Origin of the sequence: Brumicola blandensis (assembly GCF_031846165.1) — a bacterium.
In the GTDB taxonomy this organism is placed as follows: Bacteria; Pseudomonadota; Gammaproteobacteria; order Enterobacterales; family Alteromonadaceae; genus Glaciecola; species Glaciecola blandensis.
This window is the reverse complement of sequence record NZ_JAVRIE010000006.1, coordinates 164,243-183,250: the sequence shown is the minus strand read 5'-3', so window position 1 is coordinate 183,250 and position 19,008 is coordinate 164,243. Positions and strand designations below refer to the sequence as shown.

16 protein-coding genes are annotated in these 19,008 nt (G+C 43.9%); 12 read left to right on the top strand and 4 right to left on the bottom strand.

Annotation, left to right across the window (positions count from 1 at the left end):
• The first annotated feature begins 96 nt into the window (after window positions 1-96).
• Window positions 97-2,070: an alpha/beta hydrolase family protein gene (locus RM544_RS14460; protein ID WP_311362515.1), complete on the top strand. Its 1,974-nt coding sequence runs from the start codon at window positions 97-99 to the stop codon at window positions 2,068-2,070.
• A gap of 166 nt (window positions 2,071-2,236) precedes the next feature.
• Here the strand turns inward: RM544_RS14460 and RM544_RS14455 are convergent, their stop codons facing one another.
• Entirely contained in the window at window positions 2,237-3,628 is a 1,392-nt protein-coding gene (locus tag RM544_RS14455) for a PAS domain S-box protein (RefSeq protein ID WP_311362514.1), read from the bottom strand.
• Window positions 3,616-3,966, bottom strand: a complete 351-nt coding sequence (locus RM544_RS14450) for a PAS domain S-box protein (protein WP_311362513.1) — start codon at window positions 3,964-3,966, stop codon at window positions 3,616-3,618. Before RM544_RS14450 ends, RM544_RS14455 begins: the two co-directional genes overlap by 13 nt.
• 293 nt (window positions 3,967-4,259) lie before the next feature.
• Here RM544_RS14450 and RM544_RS14445 point away from each other — a divergent pair, with 293 nt between their 5' ends.
• From RM544_RS14445 to RM544_RS14415, 7 genes are all read left to right on the top strand, one after another.
• Window positions 4,260-5,480, top strand: a complete 1,221-nt coding sequence (locus RM544_RS14445; RefSeq protein WP_311362512.1) for a multidrug effflux MFS transporter — start codon at window positions 4,260-4,262, stop codon at window positions 5,478-5,480.
• A 291-nt stretch (window positions 5,481-5,771) separates the two neighbouring features.
• Entirely contained in the window at window positions 5,772-8,561 is a 2,790-nt protein-coding gene (locus tag RM544_RS14440; protein ID WP_311362511.1) for a monovalent cation/H+ antiporter subunit A, read from the top strand.
• Window positions 8,561-8,926, top strand: a complete 366-nt coding sequence (locus RM544_RS14435) for a Na+/H+ antiporter subunit C (RefSeq protein WP_311362510.1) — start codon at window positions 8,561-8,563, stop codon at window positions 8,924-8,926. Before RM544_RS14440 ends, RM544_RS14435 begins: the two co-directional genes overlap by 1 nt.
• On the top strand, window positions 8,923-10,449 hold the full coding sequence (locus RM544_RS14430; protein WP_311362509.1) for a monovalent cation/H+ antiporter subunit D: 1,527 nt from the start codon (window positions 8,923-8,925) through the stop codon (window positions 10,447-10,449). The genes RM544_RS14435 and RM544_RS14430 overlap by 4 nt, the downstream gene beginning before the upstream one ends.
• Before the next feature lie 2 nt (window positions 10,450-10,451).
• Window positions 10,452-10,946 (top strand): Na+/H+ antiporter subunit E, encoded by a 495-nt coding sequence (locus RM544_RS14425; RefSeq protein WP_311362508.1) that lies wholly within the window; start codon window positions 10,452-10,454, stop codon window positions 10,944-10,946.
• Entirely contained in the window at window positions 10,940-11,209 is a 270-nt protein-coding gene (locus RM544_RS14420; protein ID WP_311362507.1) for a K+/H+ antiporter subunit F, read from the top strand. The genes RM544_RS14425 and RM544_RS14420 overlap by 7 nt, the downstream gene beginning before the upstream one ends.
• Window positions 11,210-11,218: 9 nt before the next feature.
• Window positions 11,219-11,611 (top strand): Na+/H+ antiporter subunit G, encoded by a 393-nt coding sequence (locus RM544_RS14415; RefSeq protein WP_311362506.1) that lies wholly within the window; start codon window positions 11,219-11,221, stop codon window positions 11,609-11,611.
• Between the two features lie 155 nt (window positions 11,612-11,766).
• Here the strand turns inward: RM544_RS14415 and ilvC are convergent, their stop codons facing one another.
• Entirely contained in the window at window positions 11,767-13,251 is a 1,485-nt protein-coding gene (ilvC, locus tag RM544_RS14410) for a ketol-acid reductoisomerase (RefSeq protein WP_311362505.1), read from the bottom strand.
• Window positions 13,252-13,471: 220 nt separating this feature from the next.
• Between ilvC and ilvY the strand changes: the two genes are divergently transcribed.
• The 3 genes from ilvY (at window position 13,472) to RM544_RS14395 (ending at window position 15,208) form a co-directional block, all read left to right on the top strand.
• A complete protein-coding gene (ilvY, locus tag RM544_RS14405) occupies window positions 13,472-14,338 on the top strand; it encodes an HTH-type transcriptional activator IlvY (RefSeq protein ID WP_311362504.1) in 867 nt (288 codons plus the stop codon).
• 244 nt (window positions 14,339-14,582) lie between these two features.
• Window positions 14,583-15,017, top strand: a complete 435-nt coding sequence (locus RM544_RS14400) for a hypothetical protein (RefSeq protein WP_311362503.1) — start codon at window positions 14,583-14,585, stop codon at window positions 15,015-15,017.
• Window positions 15,014-15,208, top strand: a complete 195-nt coding sequence (locus RM544_RS14395) for a helix-turn-helix transcriptional regulator (RefSeq protein ID WP_311362502.1) — start codon at window positions 15,014-15,016, stop codon at window positions 15,206-15,208. The genes RM544_RS14400 and RM544_RS14395 overlap by 4 nt, the downstream gene beginning before the upstream one ends.
• A 19-nt stretch (window positions 15,209-15,227) precedes the next feature.
• Here RM544_RS14395 and RM544_RS14390 read toward each other — a convergent pair whose 3' ends face one another.
• Complete coding sequence (locus tag RM544_RS14390) at window positions 15,228-16,799, bottom strand: YifB family Mg chelatase-like AAA ATPase (RefSeq protein WP_311362501.1); 1,572 nt, start codon at window positions 16,797-16,799, stop codon at window positions 15,228-15,230.
• A gap of 347 nt (window positions 16,800-17,146) precedes the next feature.
• Between RM544_RS14390 and ilvD the strand changes: the two genes are divergently transcribed.
• Window positions 17,147-18,994, top strand: a complete 1,848-nt coding sequence (gene ilvD, locus RM544_RS14385; RefSeq protein ID WP_311362500.1) for a dihydroxy-acid dehydratase — start codon at window positions 17,147-17,149, stop codon at window positions 18,992-18,994.
• The last annotated feature ends 14 nt before the right edge of the window (window positions 18,995-19,008 follow it).

Genomic DNA, 19,008 nt, shown 5'->3' with positions numbered 1-19,008 from the left:
GACACATTGAGTTTACCTTATAATGACTTTGCAAAGTCCTTGGGATATGATGAGCTCTATCAAAAGTGTCCACTTATTTAACAAGGATTGTTAATTATGACTAACAAAGTCATCCTTTCTTTTTTATTCTTATTAGTGTTGAGTTCTAGTGCGCTATTTAGCGCTAATAGCTTTGCACAAGCTCAACAGATCCCAGCTGAAGTATTCGGTGCTTTGCCTGAATATGAAGGTCCACAGCTGTCACCTTCGGGCACCAAGATAGCCTTCATAAAAAATGTGACGCACCCAGAGCATCGCTCGTTATTAGCAACCTATGATTTCAAAACCGGTAAGCAAACCTTGTTGTTTAGTTCAGATAACGAAACGGTTGGTTTTCGCTGGTTTCAATGGGCGAACGAGGATACTTTACTGGTCAGCCTTCGGTTTCTAACGCGCAAAGGTTCTTCTCGCTATACTCACACACGTATGATGTCGTTGAAGTATGATGAAGCCGACCAAGATCCTGTCTTTTTACTTGCGCCAAAGCGTAATCGTGAAGCAAGAGGTCAGCGCCAGCGAGATAGCCAAATTGGTGACATTGTTGTTGATATGCTAAAGAGCGACGCTGACCACATTCTTGCCGCGATCGATAATCATACTTTTGGTATGCCGTCTGTGTACAAAGTAAATCTCAAAACGGGCAAAAGCAGCACTGTTGAGATGGGCAAGCACAATATTCGTGACTGGACGACTGACCAACAAGGCAGGCTTCGGATTGGCGAAGCATTTGACTATGAAACCGGCGAGTCGATCATTTATGAGCGTAAAACAAACGATGACAGCTGGCGTAAAATTTATACATTTCGGCCGATAGAAGACCCATCAAAAGTGATTTACGTTCAAGGCTTCGGTCTTGACCCGAACGTTCTATATATCACTAAATACAAGGGCTACCACTTGGCATTGTATAAAGTTGCGTTAGATACGATGCAAGAAACGCTGGTCTACAGTCACGACGAATATGACGTTGATGGCAGCCTGGTGCGATCTACTCTTACAGGTGAAGTGATTGGTGTAAATCATCGCAGTGCGAGGCATGGTATCCACTTCTTTGATACAAAAGATTATGCCTTGCATGATGCCCTGGCCAATGCCATACCAGATCAGTCTAATTATTTACTCAATACCAGCATAGATCAGCGAAAGTATTTGATGTATAGCCAATCATCTAATACGCCAGGTCGCTTCTACATCGGTGACCGCGACAAAGGAAGTTTGAATTACTTGTTTGGCGAATATGCCAAGATTGATCCGAATGTTTTATCTACGTCTAAACGCGTCGTTTACAAAGCGCGGGATGGATTAGAAATTGAAGCCTTTATTACCCTGCCAAAAGCTGGCAAGGCACCCTATCCCTTAATTGTTCATCCGCACGGTGGACCAGGCGCTAGAGATACTGGTGGCTTCGATTATTGGGCACAATTCTTTGCTAGTCGGGGGTATGCGGTCATTCAGCCAAATTTCAGAGGTTCTAGCGGCTTTGGTCTTGATTTTTCAGAGGCACAAATGCGCGCATGGGGTTTGCAGATGCAGGATGATTTGAGCGATGCGGCAAATTGGATGATAGCGGAAGGCTATGCTGACAAGAACAAGATGTGTATTGCTGGTGCGAGTTATGGTGGTTATGCCGCCACAATGGCAACCGTAAAAACGCCTAATTTATTTAAATGTGCCGTGAGCTTTGCCGGTGTTACCGACTTGTTCAAAAGAGTCAAAAGACAAAGAAACGACTTCCTTGGTGGCGAGCTTATTGCTAAAAATCAAATTGGTGACGATACAAGTGATTTAAAAAAACGCTCTCCTTTGCACAATGCCGAGAAAATAACTGCGAGCACCTTGCTAGCACATGGCGAGTACGATGATGTCGTGAACATTGAGCAGTCGCGTATCTACGCGTCGACACTCGAAAATTTAGGTAAAGATGTGGAATACCTTGAGCTGAAAGACGGCGACCATTACTTGTCTAACTCTAAGAATCGTCAAGCTTTCTTCAGGGCAATGGACGCGTTTTTAGCAGAACACCTAAAATAGCTCTTCTGCTAGCCAACCTTAGGTGAACTCGTCATTTCCGACTTTGGTCGGAAATGTCTCGATACCGCCTAAGAAGCTCATCAAAAACACTTCTATGCTGTTTTAGTCTCGCTAACTCAGCCGTGGTCCTCACCATTTATATTTGCGGTATTGCAGAATCGGTAGCTTAGTTGTCTATACGTTTTATCATGTCTGCTAATTGCTCAATTTGTGAAACCGTTTCTTTTACCAAGGTGTTTATTTCGTTTGATGAGTCTTTTGAATTACCCGCAAGTGTTCTTACCTCGTCAGCAACAACAGCAAAGCCTCTACCAACTTCTCCTGCGCGCGCAGCTTCAATTGCAGCGTTTAATGCTAACAAGTTGGTTTGTTCTGATATTCCATTAATCGTTGCCACAATCTGACTAATGGTTTGGCTGGTACCCACCAGACTATCCATTGAAGTTTGCGTTTGATTAACAGCCTTCTTGCGTTCGCTAACGTCGGTTGCAAAGAAAACATATCGACTAATATCACCCGAGAAACTGCGCAATACGCATAAGCGTGCATCAAATGCTTTTAGCTGTTCAGCTTGGCCTACCTCAATTAATTTTGATAAAAAGCCATCGCTGGCAAGCCTATCTTTTTCTATAGAAGATAAGTTCCTAAACACTTCCTTACTGAAGCTTTCAACTGTATAGCTAGGTTTTAAAATATTGCGTAATAAATCATTTGCCTCTATCAAAGAGCCATCAGGCTCAAGCTCCATCATACATAAAGCTTCACCTATGGCGTTAAGTCGATTGGTAAAATCTAAGGCCATTTGTTTCACTTTGGTGATATCAGCTTGCACAGCAATATAGTTGAGTAAAACACCGTCTTTAATAACCGGGTTAATAGACAGTGATGTCCAATATGGGCTACCGTCTTTTTTATAGTTTAAAATTTCATCATAAAATGGGGTTCTTTCGTGCAAGTGATGGCGTATCTTCGCAACGGCATTGGGGTCAGTTTCGGGCCCTTGCAAAAAGCTGCCAGGTTTCTTACCTTTTACTTCCGTCAATGCATAACCGGTCAAGCGCTCAAACCCACTGTTTACATATTCAATTAAACCCTTGGCATCACTAATAATGACGGCGTTATCTGTTTCATTGGCTACCAGCGACAGCATTTGCTGCATTTCCCGCTGCTCAACTTCTTGTGTCACATCGCGGATGAAAGCCGTATAAATGGTTCGTCCTTGAAGTTTTATTTTTGATAATGATAGCCGGCCCCAAATGGTGGAGCCGTCTTTGCGTTCAATCTTGACTTCACGACTTGTGCCAACAATTTTATCTTGCCCTGTTTGTCGATTAGCATTCACTAGGTTGTCATGTTCCGCTTGCAACATCTTAGGCACGAGCATTTTGACGTTTTTACCGATAACCTCGCCGTGACGATAGCCCCACAGTTCTTCAGCGGCAGCATTGTAGAAGGTAATATGGTTGTTTTCATCTATCGATACAACGGCATCTAGGGCTTGCTGCAATATCTGCTCTACAGTTTCTCTAGCTTCTCTTTCACTCGTTACGTCACGCACAAAGGCCGTATAATGTTAACCATAACTTGAGACAAAGAAAGCTGAACCCACAGCCTTACTCCGTCTTTACGTTGTAGCTCAACTTCACGAGAGCTTCCTACTATTTTATCTTTTCCTGTTGCGCGGTGAGTATCAATATAATCATCATGGTTTGACTTATGCTCCTCTGGGACTAACTTCCTAATATTCTGACCTAAGACTTCCTTAGGATGGTACCCCCAAAGTTTTTCAGCGGCCGCATTGTAAAACGTAATATTGTTTTTTTCGTCGATACTAACAACGGCCACAATTGATTGTTTGAGGGCTTGTTTAGAAGCTGAATCACCAAAATTAAACATATAAAATACCGAAAACGATTATCCTAAATACATCCAGAAGCGGAAGGTCCATGGCTCTAAAGAAAATACGGATAGAAAGTGAGTTTGCAAAACGTCATCCGCCCTAATTTCTATCGACAAAATAACTATAAACTAAAGTATAATAAAAAGACTGACGGAAGATTCGACGAAAGCAAATTTTTTTGACAAGCGTAAAGGCACGTAATTAGTCAAGTAGGGCATGACTTTGTACTTGAATTGTGGAACAATTCGCGCCTATTTTTTGTACCACCATTATTTGTGAACCTGTATAAATGAGCCAAGCCGCGGTTAGCGTAGCCTCCAAAAAGCAATTGCCCCTACTAGAATTCATCGCCCTTATGGCGTTGTTGACCTCTCTCGTTGCCTTGAGCATCGATGCAATGTTGCCTGCCTTAGATATTATAGGTCAAGATCTCAACAGTCAGAGCACACAGCAAACGTATTTGGTCATTTCCTTATTCTTCGGTGGCATGGCGCTTGGGCAAATATTCTTCGGACCTTTCTCTGATGCTCGAGGTCGGCGACTCACGATTCTAGTCGGATTAATCATTTTTATAATGGGTACTTTTATTTGTTACTTTGCACAGTCAATTGAAGTGCTTCTGTTTGGGCGTTTAGTTCAGGCTTTCGGCGTATCAGGGCCACGTATTGCATCAATGGCGGTAATCCGAGACCAATATGCTGGTGATGCCATGGCAAGAGTCATGTCGTTTATCACGGTAATTTTTATCTTAGTACCTATGATAGCGCCATTGGTAGGACAAGCAGTAATGGAGCAGTTTCATTGGCGTGAAATTTTCACTGTATTTTGGATAGTGGCTGTTATTTCAGGCTTATGGTTTTTTCTTCGTCAAGGCGAAACCTTGCCAAGGGTTGAGCGGAAGCGCTTTGCTTGGCATCAGTTTTTCCGTTCTTGTTGGTGGTTGTTAAAGCAACGACAGGTGATGGGATATTCAGTAGCCATGGGTTTTATTTTTGGTTCATTCCTCGCCTATTTAAGCGGTTCTCAGACTATCTTCCAAGAAATATATGACACTGGAACATGGTTTCCACTTGTGTTTGCAACATTGGCTTTTTCAATCGGCCTTGCATCCTTATTTAACGGGATGATGGTAATGAAGTGGGGCATGCAATCGCTGTGTGATAAAGCGGTATTTTTCTCGATGGTGTTCGGTATAAGCTTAACTGTTGTCACAGTGCTGTATGACGGTATTCCTCCCATGGGCTTGTTCATTGGGATTATGTTTTTTGGTTTCTTTTTTATCGGTATGCTCTTTGGCAACCTGAATGCCATGGCGATGCTACCAGTAGGCCATATTGCTGGTTTAGGTGCTGCTTTTATTGGCTCTTTTACTAGTTTGTTAGCGGTGCCTATAGCAACATTCATCAATCAGTTCTTAGATAAAGATTTGACGCCAATTGCTTTGGGATTTTTAGTATTTTCAGTATTGTCTTTCTTTGCGGTGCAATTCGGCAAGAAACATGAAACATGAAAAAGCGAAGTGTAGAAAATAAAACTCGATCACAAAGAGAACAACAATACACCAGCAAACGCACATTTATCTCGCCAGCCAATAGAAAGACTGACTATGCCACCAATATAGCTTAACAAAGTGAAACATATTGGCATTACGGGCTCAGGCATCTACACTTAGCATTATTGAGATCCCAAAAGGGTGAAAAATCGTAAGAAATACTCGACCTTAAAGATACATTCACAGTAAAGTATGTTCACTAAATAAAGCTTAATAAGCGAAAAATAAAAATTGGAGCAACAAACAACGATGAGCTTATTTTGGATAACAGCAATATTGCTGGTTGGTGTATTAGTGCCGGTAGTCACAGAGCGCTTCGGTCGTAGGATCAACACTTTATGTACAATGGTCGCTCCAGCCATTGGTCTTATTTATATTCTAAGCCTGCTGCCCAGTGTATTGGCAGGCAACACCGTCACTGAACATTTAGCATGGATTCCTTCTGTCGGCCTAACGCTATCAATGCGGCTTGATGGCCTAGCGCTTATGTTTGCCTTACTCATACTGGGTATTGGCCTACTGATAATTTTATATGCCCGCTATTATCTGTCAGAAAAAGAAGCCGTTGGCCGATTTTTCGCCTACTTGATATTATTTATGACGGCCATGCTGTCGATTGTATTGTCCAACAATGTTTTGCAGCTTTGGATGGCATGGGAAGTAACTAGCATCAGCTCGTTCTTACTTATCAGCTTTTGGTCAACAAAATCAGAGTCACGTAAAGGTGCTCGGATGGCCCTCACGGTAACGGGCGCTGGTGGTTTAGCTTTACTCGCAGGCTTGTTACTTGTGTCGGATATGGTCGGTAGTTATGAACTTAGCGTCATTTTAGCCAGTGGCGATTTAATTAGAGAGCACGCCTTATATCCTGTTGCGCTTATCCTTATTTTATTGGGTGCATTTACTAAGTCAGCCCAATTTCCTTTCCATTTTTGGTTGCCCCATGCGATGGCAGCACCAACACCGGTCAGTGCTTACCTGCACTCAGCGACAATGGTAAAAGCAGGCATTTTCTTATTAGCTCGGATGTATCCAGTATTGTCAGGCACTGAGATGTGGTTCTTGATTGTCAGTATGACAGGCCTAATCACCTTGTTAATTGGCGCTTATATCGCGCTGTTTAAGCATGACTTGAAAGGTCTACTGGCGTACTCGACGATCAGTCATTTGGGATTGATTACTTTGCTACTCGGCCTGGATACAAAACTCGCTGCTGTTGCTGCCTTGTTCCATATTATGAATCATGCAGTGTTTAAAGCGTCGTTATTTATGGCCGCGGGTATTATCGACCATGAGTCGGGGACGCGCGATATGCGTAAGTTGAATGGTTTGTGGCAGTTTATGCCATATACCGCGACACTGGCGATGGTGGCAGCTGCATCGATGGCTGGCGTGCCCTTATTTAATGGCTTTTTATCTAAAGAAATGTTCTTAGCGGAAACCTTGCATTCTTCAGCGCTCGGCTTCTTGTCTTGGGTTATTCCGGTACTCGCTACCTTGGCAGGCGTATTCGCTGTCGCTTACTCTATGCGATTTATTCACGATGTCTTCTTCAACGGTGAACCTAAAGACTTGCCGAAAACACCCCATGAGCCGCCTCGGTATATGAAGATCCCAATTGAAGTCTTGGTTGTACTTTGTCTATTGGTGGGAATATTCCCAGAGTACATAGTCGGCGATTTACTTGCATCGGCAGCGTCTTCAGTCGTCATTGGTGATTTGCCTTATTACAGTTTAGCTATTTGGCATGGGTTTAATATTCCCTTACTTATGAGTGCAATTGCGATTGTTGGTGGCTTGTTGATATACGCTTATCGACGCCATCTATATAGATTCCAAGCCAAATTTAAAGAGCCTGACGAAAAGTTGATTTTTGAAGCTTACGTGCAGCGAATGGTCAACAAAGCAACCAAAATTCATGAGTACTTCAGCAACGGTTCGCTACAACGTTATGTGGCGACAATGTTATTTTTTACTATTGCGATTACCGCTGTACCTCTAATTAACTTAAACACAGTCAATCAGCATCTACCTGATCAAGACATTAGTGGCGTCGAAATTACCGCGGCTATTATTTTATGCTTAAGCGCAATTGCGACCGTTATATATCATCGCAAGCGGATGCTCGCATTGGTCACCATATCAGTCGTGGGCCTAATCACGTCTATCGCATTTGCACGTTTTTCCGCACCAGACTTAGCGCTTACCCAACTATCTGTTGAAGTGGTTACGGTTATTTTGCTTATGCTCGCACTCTACTTTTTACCACAGAAGACGGCGACAGAATCATCCCCGTCTCGCGTTGTTAGAGATCTCGCAATAGCTGCGTCGGTTGCAGGCTTAGTGGCGACAATTAACTACGCCTTTATTACACAGCCACTGGATACGATTTCTGAATTTTTCTTAGCGAATAGCAAAACAGGCGGTGGCGGCACCAACGCCGTGAACGTGATTTTGGTTGATTTTAGAGGACTTGATACTCTTGGCGAGATTTTGGTGCTAGGTATCGCGGCCTTAGGTATATTTAAATTATTAGCTCGTGTGCGCTTATCGATGCCATCGGCTAATGAGAATGGTTTAGCTTGGTCTGAAGATCGCCATCCTCCAATCCTCACCATGATTTCGCAGAGCTTGTTACCACTTGCTCTACTTGTATCGTTTTATATCTTTTTGCGCGGGCACAACATGCCAGGTGGTGGTTTCATCGCAGGGCTAATCACCTCTGTCGCCATCATCCAACAATATATTGCCCATGGGGTGGAATGGGTGAAACCACGCATTAAAGTCGATTATCAAACCCTAATATCTTTGGGTGTATTAATCGCTGCGCTCACCGGTGTAGGGTCTTGGTTCTTTGATAGACCATTTATGACGACTTGGTTTGATTACTTTGATATCCCATTCATTGGTGAAATTGAGCTTGCTAGCGCCCTCATATTTGATTTGGGTGTTTACTTAACCGTAGTAGGTGCCACCCTACTGATTTTAGCCAACCTAGGTAAGCTCACCTCGGTTCATCGCCCAACTGCGGAGGAATAATGGAAACTGTATACGTCATTTGTGTGGGTGTGCTGACATTTTGTGGGGTGTTTTTATGCCTTCGTGGTCGCACATTTTCAGTCGTTGTGGGCCTAACTATGCTCTCTTATGCGGTTAACTTATTTTTGTTTTCAAGCGGACGCTTAAGCTTAGATGGTGCTGCCATTCTGGGGATGGCTGATGAATATGCAGATCCCTTACCCCAAGCACTTACTCTCACAGCGATCGTGATCGGTTTCGCCATGATTGCTTTTGTGGTGATTCTGGCAATAAGAGCTCGCGCTGACTTAGGTAACGACTTTGTGGATGGTACTAACCCTCCTGACACCGACAAACTGGTGAAAAAGGAAGAGGAAAAGGCATGACTCTACATTTGGCAATCCTGCCTATTTTAATTCCTATGATTGGTGGCTTACTGATGTTGTTGCCACCTTTTGCTGGTGTCAAAAGGTATCAGCTCAGACGTGCCGCAGCCTTAATATTGGTGTTGGCACAACTGGCTTGTGCGATAGTGCTCATGCTTAGCGTGGTCAAGAATGGCGCGATCATGTATGCAGTGGGTGACTGGCAGCCACCTTTTGGTATTATTTTGTATGCTGATAAGCTTTCGGTGATGCTGATAGCCTTAGGTAGCGTATTGGGTCTAGGGGTTACCTTATACTCGTTTGCAGGTAGTGACCGAGAAGGGAAGTACTTTCACCCTCTGGTCCAATTCCAGCTATTAGGCATTTATGGCGCGTTTTTAACAAATGACCTGTTCAATCTATTTGTATTCTTTGAAGTCTTATTGATAGCCTCCTATACCTTACTGATTCATGGCGGAGGCAAGCAAAAAACGGCTGCAAATGTACATTATGTGATTTTAAACCTCATCGGCTCGAGTATTTTCTTGTTTGCGCTTGGTACACTTTATGGTGTTACCGGTACCTTGAATATTGCCGATATGGCGATGCGCATAAGCGAACTAAATCAAAGCGAGGCGCTCATCGCACAAGCGGGTGGCGCGCTCATGTTGATCGTTTTTGGTTTGAAGTCCGCTATGTTACCGATGCATTTCTGGCTGCCTCAAACTTATTCCGTTGCGAGTGCACCCATCGCTGCCTTGTTTGCAATAATGACCAAAGTTGGTGTGTATTGTATTTTCCGTGTCTATACCGTGATTTATGGAGATCAAGCGGGCCAGTTAGCCAATGTTTTTCATGATTGGATTTGGCCATTAGCGATTCTTTCGATTATTGCGGGCACAATTGGTGCGCTAGCGAGTGCTAATTTGCGCATGTTAATCGGTAACCTGGTGATTGTATCGGTCGGCACATTGCTGATTTCCTTTGCCCTGGGCACGCCTGAGGCAACTGCTGCTGGGCTTTTATATTTGGTACACAGTACACTTGTTACCGCCGCCCTATTTTTAATTGCTGACATGTTGAGTAAACAAAGAGGCAAAGCCTTAGATTACTTTGTGATTTCAAGAAAAATAAAGCAACAGGCCCTCTTAGGCATTATCTTCATCGTCGCCGCTATGGCTGTCGCGGGCTTACCTCCGTTTTCTGGGTTCCTAGGCAAGCTTGTGATATTACAATCCGTTACCTTAGCTGACGAGAGAGTGTGGGTATGGAGCGTTATTTTACTATCGAGCCTTATGACGATTATTGCGCTCTCTCGGGCAGGTACTACATTATTTTGGCGGTCTACGCCAAGTAACGACAACGATGATGGTGCTGGCGTGTCAAAATGGCAATTAAGTGGCGCCTTATTACTTCTGGGTGCATCGCCAATGCTGAGTATTTTTGGTGCTAGTGTGATTGAATACACCAATAGCGCGGCTATCCAGCTGCATGATATTGATTACATCATCAACATCATGAAACTCGACACAGGGGGCAAATAATTATGTTAGCTCGTTTATTCCCCATGCCATCTCACAGTCTAATGTTGCTAATAGTCTGGTTAATGTTAAACACCACGCTAAGTTTAGGTCATATTCTCTTAGGCAGTGTTCTTGCCATTGTCATCCCGCTTATTTGTGCGCCGTTGCGAGTGCCACAGCCTAAGATTAAGCGACCTTTTAAGGCGATGTTATATGTTCTAGTGGTATTAACAGACATTGTTGTTGCTAACGTGCAGGTAGCTTTATTAGTTGTTGGCCCGCAAAGGAAAATCAAACCAGGATTTGTAGCAATTCCCTTAGATTTAACTGATGTGTTACCCATTACCGTTCTTGCTAGCACGGTAACCATGACCCCAGGTACAGTTAGCGGCGAACTTTCTAGCGATAAAAAGTGGCTCTATGTTCATGTATTAGATATGCCTGACAACGAACAAGATGTCATTGACTTGGTGAAGAACCGTTATGAGGCGCGCGTAAAGGAGATTTTCGGATGCTAGATATTGCCGTTGTAATTGTGGCAGTTATGTTATGTATTGCCTTGGTGCTGAATTTGTGGCGTTTGGTGATAGGGCCTCACGTTATTGATCGCATACTTGCGCTTGATACTATGTACATCAACAGTATTGCTCTTATCTTGTTGTACGGTATTTTTAATGAGACACCCTTGTATTTCGAAGCTGCGTTACTGATAGCCATGCTTGGCTTTGTGAGCAGTGTAGCGTTTGCTAAGTATTTGTTGCGCGGCGATATCATTGAATAGGAGACACCCATGAGTTTTATAGCGGAACTTACCATCTCGATACTCCTAGTCTTAGGTGGCCTTTTTGTGCTTATCGGCTCTATTGGCTTGTTGCGACTACAAGACCTTTACGTGCGCTTGCATGCACCGACTAAAGCGACGACTCTCGGTTTAGGCGGTATCCTTATTGGTTCAATGGTTTACATGTACACCCAGAATGGTTATATAAGCGTTAATGAGTTACTCATTACTTTATTTTTAGTAATTACTGCGCCAGTGACTGCTCATATTTTAGCAAAGGCGGCCATGCACCATCGTGTAAAAATGATGGAGCGCACGCGCAATCAACACTTGGTCGAGCGTGCCCGTATGCAGCTACCGCCTGCTGAAGAGTCGGAAACAACAAACGACGACATAAAATAATTACGCTCTAGAAAATAAAAAGCCCGACCAAAAAGGCCGGGCAAAAGGAGCTAATTAAAGCACCTAACGACAGAAAAGGTGTGAAACTACTTAAGCTTTACATCGATTAACCAGCCATCACACTAGGGATTAAAAAATGTGATGGATGGTCGAATCTATGCACTTTCCACAATAGCTTTCATATCGGTCATGTATCCGCGAAGTTCTTCGCCTATACTTTCCACGCCATGAGAACGAATTGCTTTGTTCACTTCAACTAGTTTCATATTGTCCACGCCCATGGACTGATTTGCTAAACCGCCACCAATGTGTTCAGCAGTAATCTTTGGCATCACTTTCTCTAACAATAATGGTACTGCTGCGTTCGCAAACAGATAGTTACCATATTCTGCAGTGTCAGAAATCACGACGTTCATTTCATACAAACGCTTTCTTGCAATGGTGTTAGAAATCAAAGGTGTTTCATGCAACGATTCGTAGTACGCTGATTCTGGTAGGATGCCGGCTTCAACCATGACATCAAACGCTAACTCAACACCTGCTTTTATCATTGCGACCAACAAAATGCCTTTATCGAAAAATTCTTGGTCTGAGATTTTGCCACTGAACTCAGGCGCATTTTCAAATGCACTTTGCCCAGTTTCTTCGCGCCACTTAAGTAAGTTCGCATCGTCATTTGACCAATCTTCCATCATCGTCTTGCTAAACTCGCCACCAATGATGTCGTCTTGATGTTTTTCAAACAAAGGACGAAGAATGGTTTTCATTTCTTCAGAGAGGTCATGCGCAATGATTTTTGCAGGGTTTGACAACCTGTCCATCATGTTGCTTACACCACCAATCTTTAATGCTTCGGTAATTGCTTCAAGGCCATACTGAACCAAGGCACCGGCATAAGCCGCGTCAACGCCGTCGGCAATCATCTTATCGTAGGCTAGGATTGCTCCTGCTTGTTGCATACCACATAAAATGGTTTGCTCGCCCATAAGATCAGACTTCACTTCAGCAACGAATGAGCTTTCGAGCACGCCTGCACGGTCGCCGCCAGTTGCTGATGCAAGTGCTTTAGCAATCGCCCAACCTTTGCTTTCGGGATCGTTCTCTGGGTGAACAGCAATCAAGGTTGGCACGCCGAACCCGCGCTTGTATTCTTCTCTCACTTCCGTACCTGGGCACTTTGGTGCACACATCACAACAGTGATGTCTTCGCGAATTTGTTGGCCTTCTTCAACGATATTGAAACCATGTGAATAACCTAAGGTTGCGCCTTTTTTCATTAAAGGCATAACCGCTTCAACAACGCTTGAATGCTGCTTGTCAGGTGTAAGGTTGTAAACTAAATCGGCTTCTGGGATAAGATCTTGGTAAGTTCCGACTGTAAAGCCGTTAGATGAAGCCCGTTGATATGACTCACGCTTTTCATCTATAGCTGCTTGGCGAAGCGCATAACTGACGTTCAAGCCAGAATCTCTCATGTTCAAACCTTGGTTTAAACCTTGTGCGCCGCAACCTACTATCACGATCGATTTACCTTTCAAGTAATCGCAGCCTTCTGCGAACTCATCTCTGTGCATGAAACGGCAGCGACCTAGTTGGTCGAGCTGTTTGCGCAATGGTAATGTGTTGAAATAATTAGTCATTTAATACTCTATATAATTCTGAATCTGCTTTTTAAGCATCTAACGCGAACAAGAAAATGAATGCACTGTTCCGCGTCTTATTTTTGTGTCCGTGACGACATGCTTGAATCTTATTTTATGAAAGTTGTTTTATAAAGTGATATATTTGAAATGTAATGTTTCAAATAATGAAACGATGCAAGTTTTTCAGCGCTAATGGTTATAATAAGGTAAGTATGAAATGGAGTTAAAGGCCTTACAAATGTACCGGCACCTGGCCAAGAGTTTGCACTTTGGAAAGACGGCAGAAGCTATGTTTGTATCACCACCCACTTTATCGCGGGCTATTTCTCGTTTAGAGGAAGAGTGCGGAGCGACGCTGTTTGTGCGGAATAATCGTAGTGTTAAACTCACTGCTGCAGGAGAGCGCTTTTTGGCGTTTGCTGAACAAACTCATGAAGCTTGGTTACAAGTACGAACAGATATAGGTTATCAACAAACACAGCTGAGTGGCTCATTGGCATTCTATTGTTCGGTAACCGCCAGCCAAAGTCACTTACCTGACTTATTGGATAAACTTGACGCACGCTATCCACAAATTGAGCTTAAATTAGATACGGGTGATCATGCATTGGCCCTTGATTACGTGCAACAACATAAGGCGGATATGGCGATTGCCATTCACACACCAGATTTTCCTCAACACGTTGGCTTCCAAAAAATAGATAGCGTTCCTTTAGTCTTAATTGTACCTAAGGCCGTGAATGCCACAAAAATCAGTGACATTGTTTGGCGTGATCATAAAGTGGTTATGCCAGGCACTGGGCCATCGAAAAGGATAATTCACCATTGGTTTACAGAGTTGGGTGTAAAGCCTCGGGTTTACGCCAGCGTTTCGGGTAACGAAGCCATTGTTAGTATGGTTGCGCTGGGCCTAGGTGTTGGCTTTGTTCCAAAGATCGTACTCGATAACTCAGTAGCAAAAAGCAAAGTAAGCAGTATTGAGGTGCCAAGCATTGAGCCTTACTCACTAGGTCTTTGCTATCTTAGAGAGCGAGCAAATGAATCTGTTTTAAAAGCACTCTTATCGCTCTTTATAAACACGTAGCTTTCTACAGTTCACTTTGGTATCAATCGATTTTTTACTTATCCCCCTTTCTCACATTGTTTGCTTTTCGAAACAAAATGTAAAGCATGCTTGACTTTAAGTAAAAGCAAAGCTATCTTGTCATTAAGTAAAGGACGCTTTACTTTTTGTTTGAATGCTGTCTGCACTTTGCACTATCTGTTTTGTTTAAGCAGAACAAGTGTCTGACAGCATATCCATTAACAATGTATAAAGTGAGCAAAATATGACTACACAAGAAATGAACAAAAATACTCCTGGTGAAAGCATGAAGTCGAAGACACGTCGCAATACTAAGCAACTCGCCCTGTGGACAGGTCTTTGGTTAGTGAGTTTGGCGCTAGTTGCCTTCGGTCCAAAGTTTTTATGGGACTTTCATACCGTCGTTACTGTTTGTACCGTGATCACCAACCTGGTGATGGGTTACAAAATGATCATGGCAAATAAGCAACACCTCCAAGATTTGGATGAATTGCAACAGCGCATTCAGCTAGAAGCGATGGCTTTGTCATTAGGCATTAGCATGGTGTTTGGCGCTATCTTTGGCTTAATTGAAGGCATTCGACTAGTGACATTTTCACCTAATCCTTCAGCGATTTTATTCGTCATGGGCATTACTTATTTTGTAGGCGTACTGTTCTCTACAAGGAAGTACGCATGAAAAATCGATTTAAAGTACTGCGAGCAGAGCGAGATTGGACACAAGCCGATCTTGCTGATGCGCTAGATGTTTCAAGGCAAACGATCATCGCGATAGAAAAAGGGAAGTATGACCCCAGTTTGTCTCTGGCCTTTAAAGCCGCGAAACTATTTAGTATGACTGTTGAGGATATATTCCAAGCCGAGGAGTAAAGCGAGTTTTATAGCGTTACTAGATTTCGGTTAATTCATTTAACATGCGGTCGAAGCTTCTGAAGCTAAGGGCTTCGGCCAAGTGTTGTTGATTCACCCGTTCTGCTCCCTCCAGATCTGCTATGGTTCGAGCAACTCGCATAGTCCGGTGGTATGCACGCATCGACAGTTGCATGGTCTCCATAGCCTTAGCCAAAAATACGCCTTCCAATTCAGTAAGGGGGCAATATTGATTAATTTCATTCGTATTCAAGGCTTTATTCAAGCGACCTTGTCGCTGTAGTTGCGCTGCTTGGGCCTTTATTACTCTTGCGAGAACCTGCGCACTGTTTTCTACTTTAAGGCTTCCATTCTGTTTTCCACCTTCTACAGGTTTGCTTCTTAGTGTTTTGCCTAAATCGACTTTAGGCACATTTACCTGTAAATCGATACGGTCTAGAAAGGGCCCTGAAATACGATTGAGGTATTTTAGTACTTGATCAGGGCTAGCTCGATTGTCGTCGATATCACCGGTAGGGCTTGGATTCATTGCTGCTACTAACTGAAAATCAGCTGGATACACCACTTTTTGTGCTGCCCGCGAAATATTAATTTCACCGGTTTCCATCGGTTCTCGCAACACATCTAATATGTGCCGGCCAAACTCAGGTAACTCATCTAAGAATAATATACCGTTATGGGCTAAGGATATTTCTCCGGGTTTAGGGTAGCTACCACCGCCAACTAAGGCTGTTGCAGAACTCGTATGATGAGGCTGACGGAAGGTGCGTTGACGCCAAGTGTCTGGGCAAATAGCTTCGCCAGAAATAGAGCGAATAGCTGCTGAAGCCAATGCCGATTCCTCGTCTAGCTCTGGTGTAATTGAAAGTAAGCGATTTGCTAACATGCTCTTGCCCGTGCCAGCTGGACCAAAAAATAGAAGGTTGTGCCCGCCAGCCGCCGCTATTTCTAGCGCCCTTTTCGCATGTTGCTGGTCGATAATATCGGCGATATCGTTGTTTGCGTGCTCGGTACTTAGCATATTGGCTTCTTCAATACTCTTGCTCGTGCTGGCCTGAACAATATGTGCCTGAAGTTTTTGTTTACCCGTTAGATGCAAGTACACATCTACGAGGGACTCTGCAGCAATGATATGTGCTTTGCTTACCAAACTAGCTTCATTGCCATTATCCTTGGGCAAAATAAGTTGGCGATCCGATTTTGAAGCGGCAAATGCCATAGGTAAGGCACCTTGAATGGGACGCAATTTTCCCGACAGTGCAAGCTCACCTATAAACTCGAATTGGCTCAAATCTACTCTTTTGAGTTGGTCGCTAGCCGCGATAATGCCAATCGCGATGGCAAGATCGAATCGACTCCCCCCTTTTGGCAGATCGGCTGGGGCCATGTTTACCGTGATTCTCTTAGCTGGAAATTCGAAGTCAGCATTGATCAAAGCGCTACGCACACGGTCACGTGATTCCTTCACCGTAGTTTCAGGTAAACCAACCAAATTAAAAGCGGGTAAACCATTCGAAAGATGAACTTCGATAGTCACCAATGGAGCCTCAACGCCTAGGTTGGCTCTCGTGTAGACGACAGATAATGACATATGCAGTCCTTTGCATAATAGGATAATGTGAGAATGATAGCGTTTAAAGGGAAGGATTGAAGCTGAACCCAAGGACGTTTTCTTTAATAAGAGCTTGCGAAGCTAGATAAAATAAGGCACATTTGTTGAGTGACGACAATCTGAATCAAATTTTTAAGCATCTTCGTAGTTTCCCTTTTGGCTGTGTTAAACCGCCGAAGGTAGCCAGAGCGAGGGCGCAGCGCGTTGTTAAAATAGTAGCGAACACTTTTTTAACACGCACCTATCACCCTCCTGATGCGAGGGTTTTTTTGTTTTAAAGCCCATCAAATTTTAAATTAGTTAGCCAAAAGATTGAGGATACAAACATGCCTAAGTTACGCTCAGCAACCACGACACAAGGTCGCAATATGGCAGGCGCTCGTGCCCTTTGGCGAGCAACGGGGATGAAAGATAGTGATTTTGGAAAGCCAATTATTGCCGTCTCCAATTCGTTCACCCAATTTGTACCGGGGCATGTTCACCTAAAAGACATGGGGCAATTAGTTGCTCGTAGTATCGAAGCTGCGGGTGGTGTAGCGAAAGAATTCAACACCATCGCTGTTGATGATGGCATTGCAATGGGTCACAGTGGCATGCTCTACAGTCTGCCATCACGAGAAATCATTGCAGATTCTGTTGAGTATATGGCGAATGCTCATTGTGCAGATGCACTCGTATGTATTTCAAATTGCGACAAGATCACCCCCGGAATGCTGATGGCTGCTATGCGTCTGAATATTCCAGTCGTATTTGTATCTGGTGGCCCAATGGAAGCCGGTAAAACAAAGCTAAGCGATCAAATTATCAAGCTAGACTTGGTTGATGCCATGGTGGCGGCTGCGGATGACAAAGTGTCACAGGAAGATTCTGATGAAATTGAACGTTCTGCTTGCCCGACTTGCGGTTCGTGTTCAGGCATGTTCACTGCCAATTCAATGAACTGCTTAACCGAAGCGCTCGGCTTATCCTTGCCAGGCAATGGTTCAATGTTAGCAACACATGCTGATCGTGAGGGTTTGTTTAAACAGGCGGGGGTTGAAATTGTCGAGCTATGTAAACGCTGGTACGGCGATAACGATGCCGCAGCACTTCCGCGTAATATTGCGAATTTCAATGCCTTCGAAAATGCCATGAGTCTTGACATTGCGATGGGCGGCTCTACCAATACTATTCTGCATTTGTTAGCGGCTGCAATTGAAGGTGAAGTTGAATTCACGATGGACGACATTGACCGTTTATCTCGCAAAGTCCCACATTTATGCAAAGTTGCTCCGGCTACACCACAGTATCATATGGAAGATGTTCATCGGGCCGGTGGTGTGATGGGCATTTTAAATGAGCTGAACAAAGCGGGTTTGCTGCATGGGGACAACCCACATGTCTTAGGTAAAACAATGTCTGAAGTCATCAGTGACTGGGATATTACCGACGAGAAGAACCAAAAGGCACTGGAGTTTTATAAGGCAGGCCCGGCAGGTATTCGCACAACCAAAGCATTTAGCCAAGATTGCCGCTACCCAAGCGCGGATATAGACAGAGAAGCTGGCTGTATTCGCAATATCGATAATGCCTATAGCCAAGAAGGTGGTCTAGCAGTGTTGTTCGGTAATTTAGCCGAAGACGGATGTATCGTGAAAACAGCCGGTGTAGACGAATCGATTCATGTGTTCACAGGTCCTGCTCGTGTTTATGAAAGCCAAGATGATGCAGTCGCAGGCATACTCAATGATGAAGTAGTCTCGGGCGAAGTCGTCGTTATTCGTTATGAGGGACCAAGAGGTGGTCCAGGTATGCAAGAGATGTTGTACCCGACCTCTTATTTGAAGTCCAAAGGCTTGGGTAAAGAGTGCGCTCTGATCACCGATGGGCGTTTCTCAGGTGGTACATCTGGTTTGTCTATCGGTCACTGCTCACCAGAAGCCGCTTCGGGTGGTGGCTTAGGTTTGGTCAAGAATGGCGATATCATTGCTATCGATATTCCTAATCGCTCAATGAACTTGGTCGTTGATGAAGCTGAATTAACAGCACGTCGTGACGCTATGAACGCGTCGGCAAACCCATGGAAACCAGTTGATCGCAAGCGCGAAGTCACAACCGCTTTGAAAGTTTTCGCTATGTTAGCGACCAGTGCTGACAAAGGCGCAGTTCGCGATCCTTCAAAATTGGAATACTAATGCAGAATTGTTTT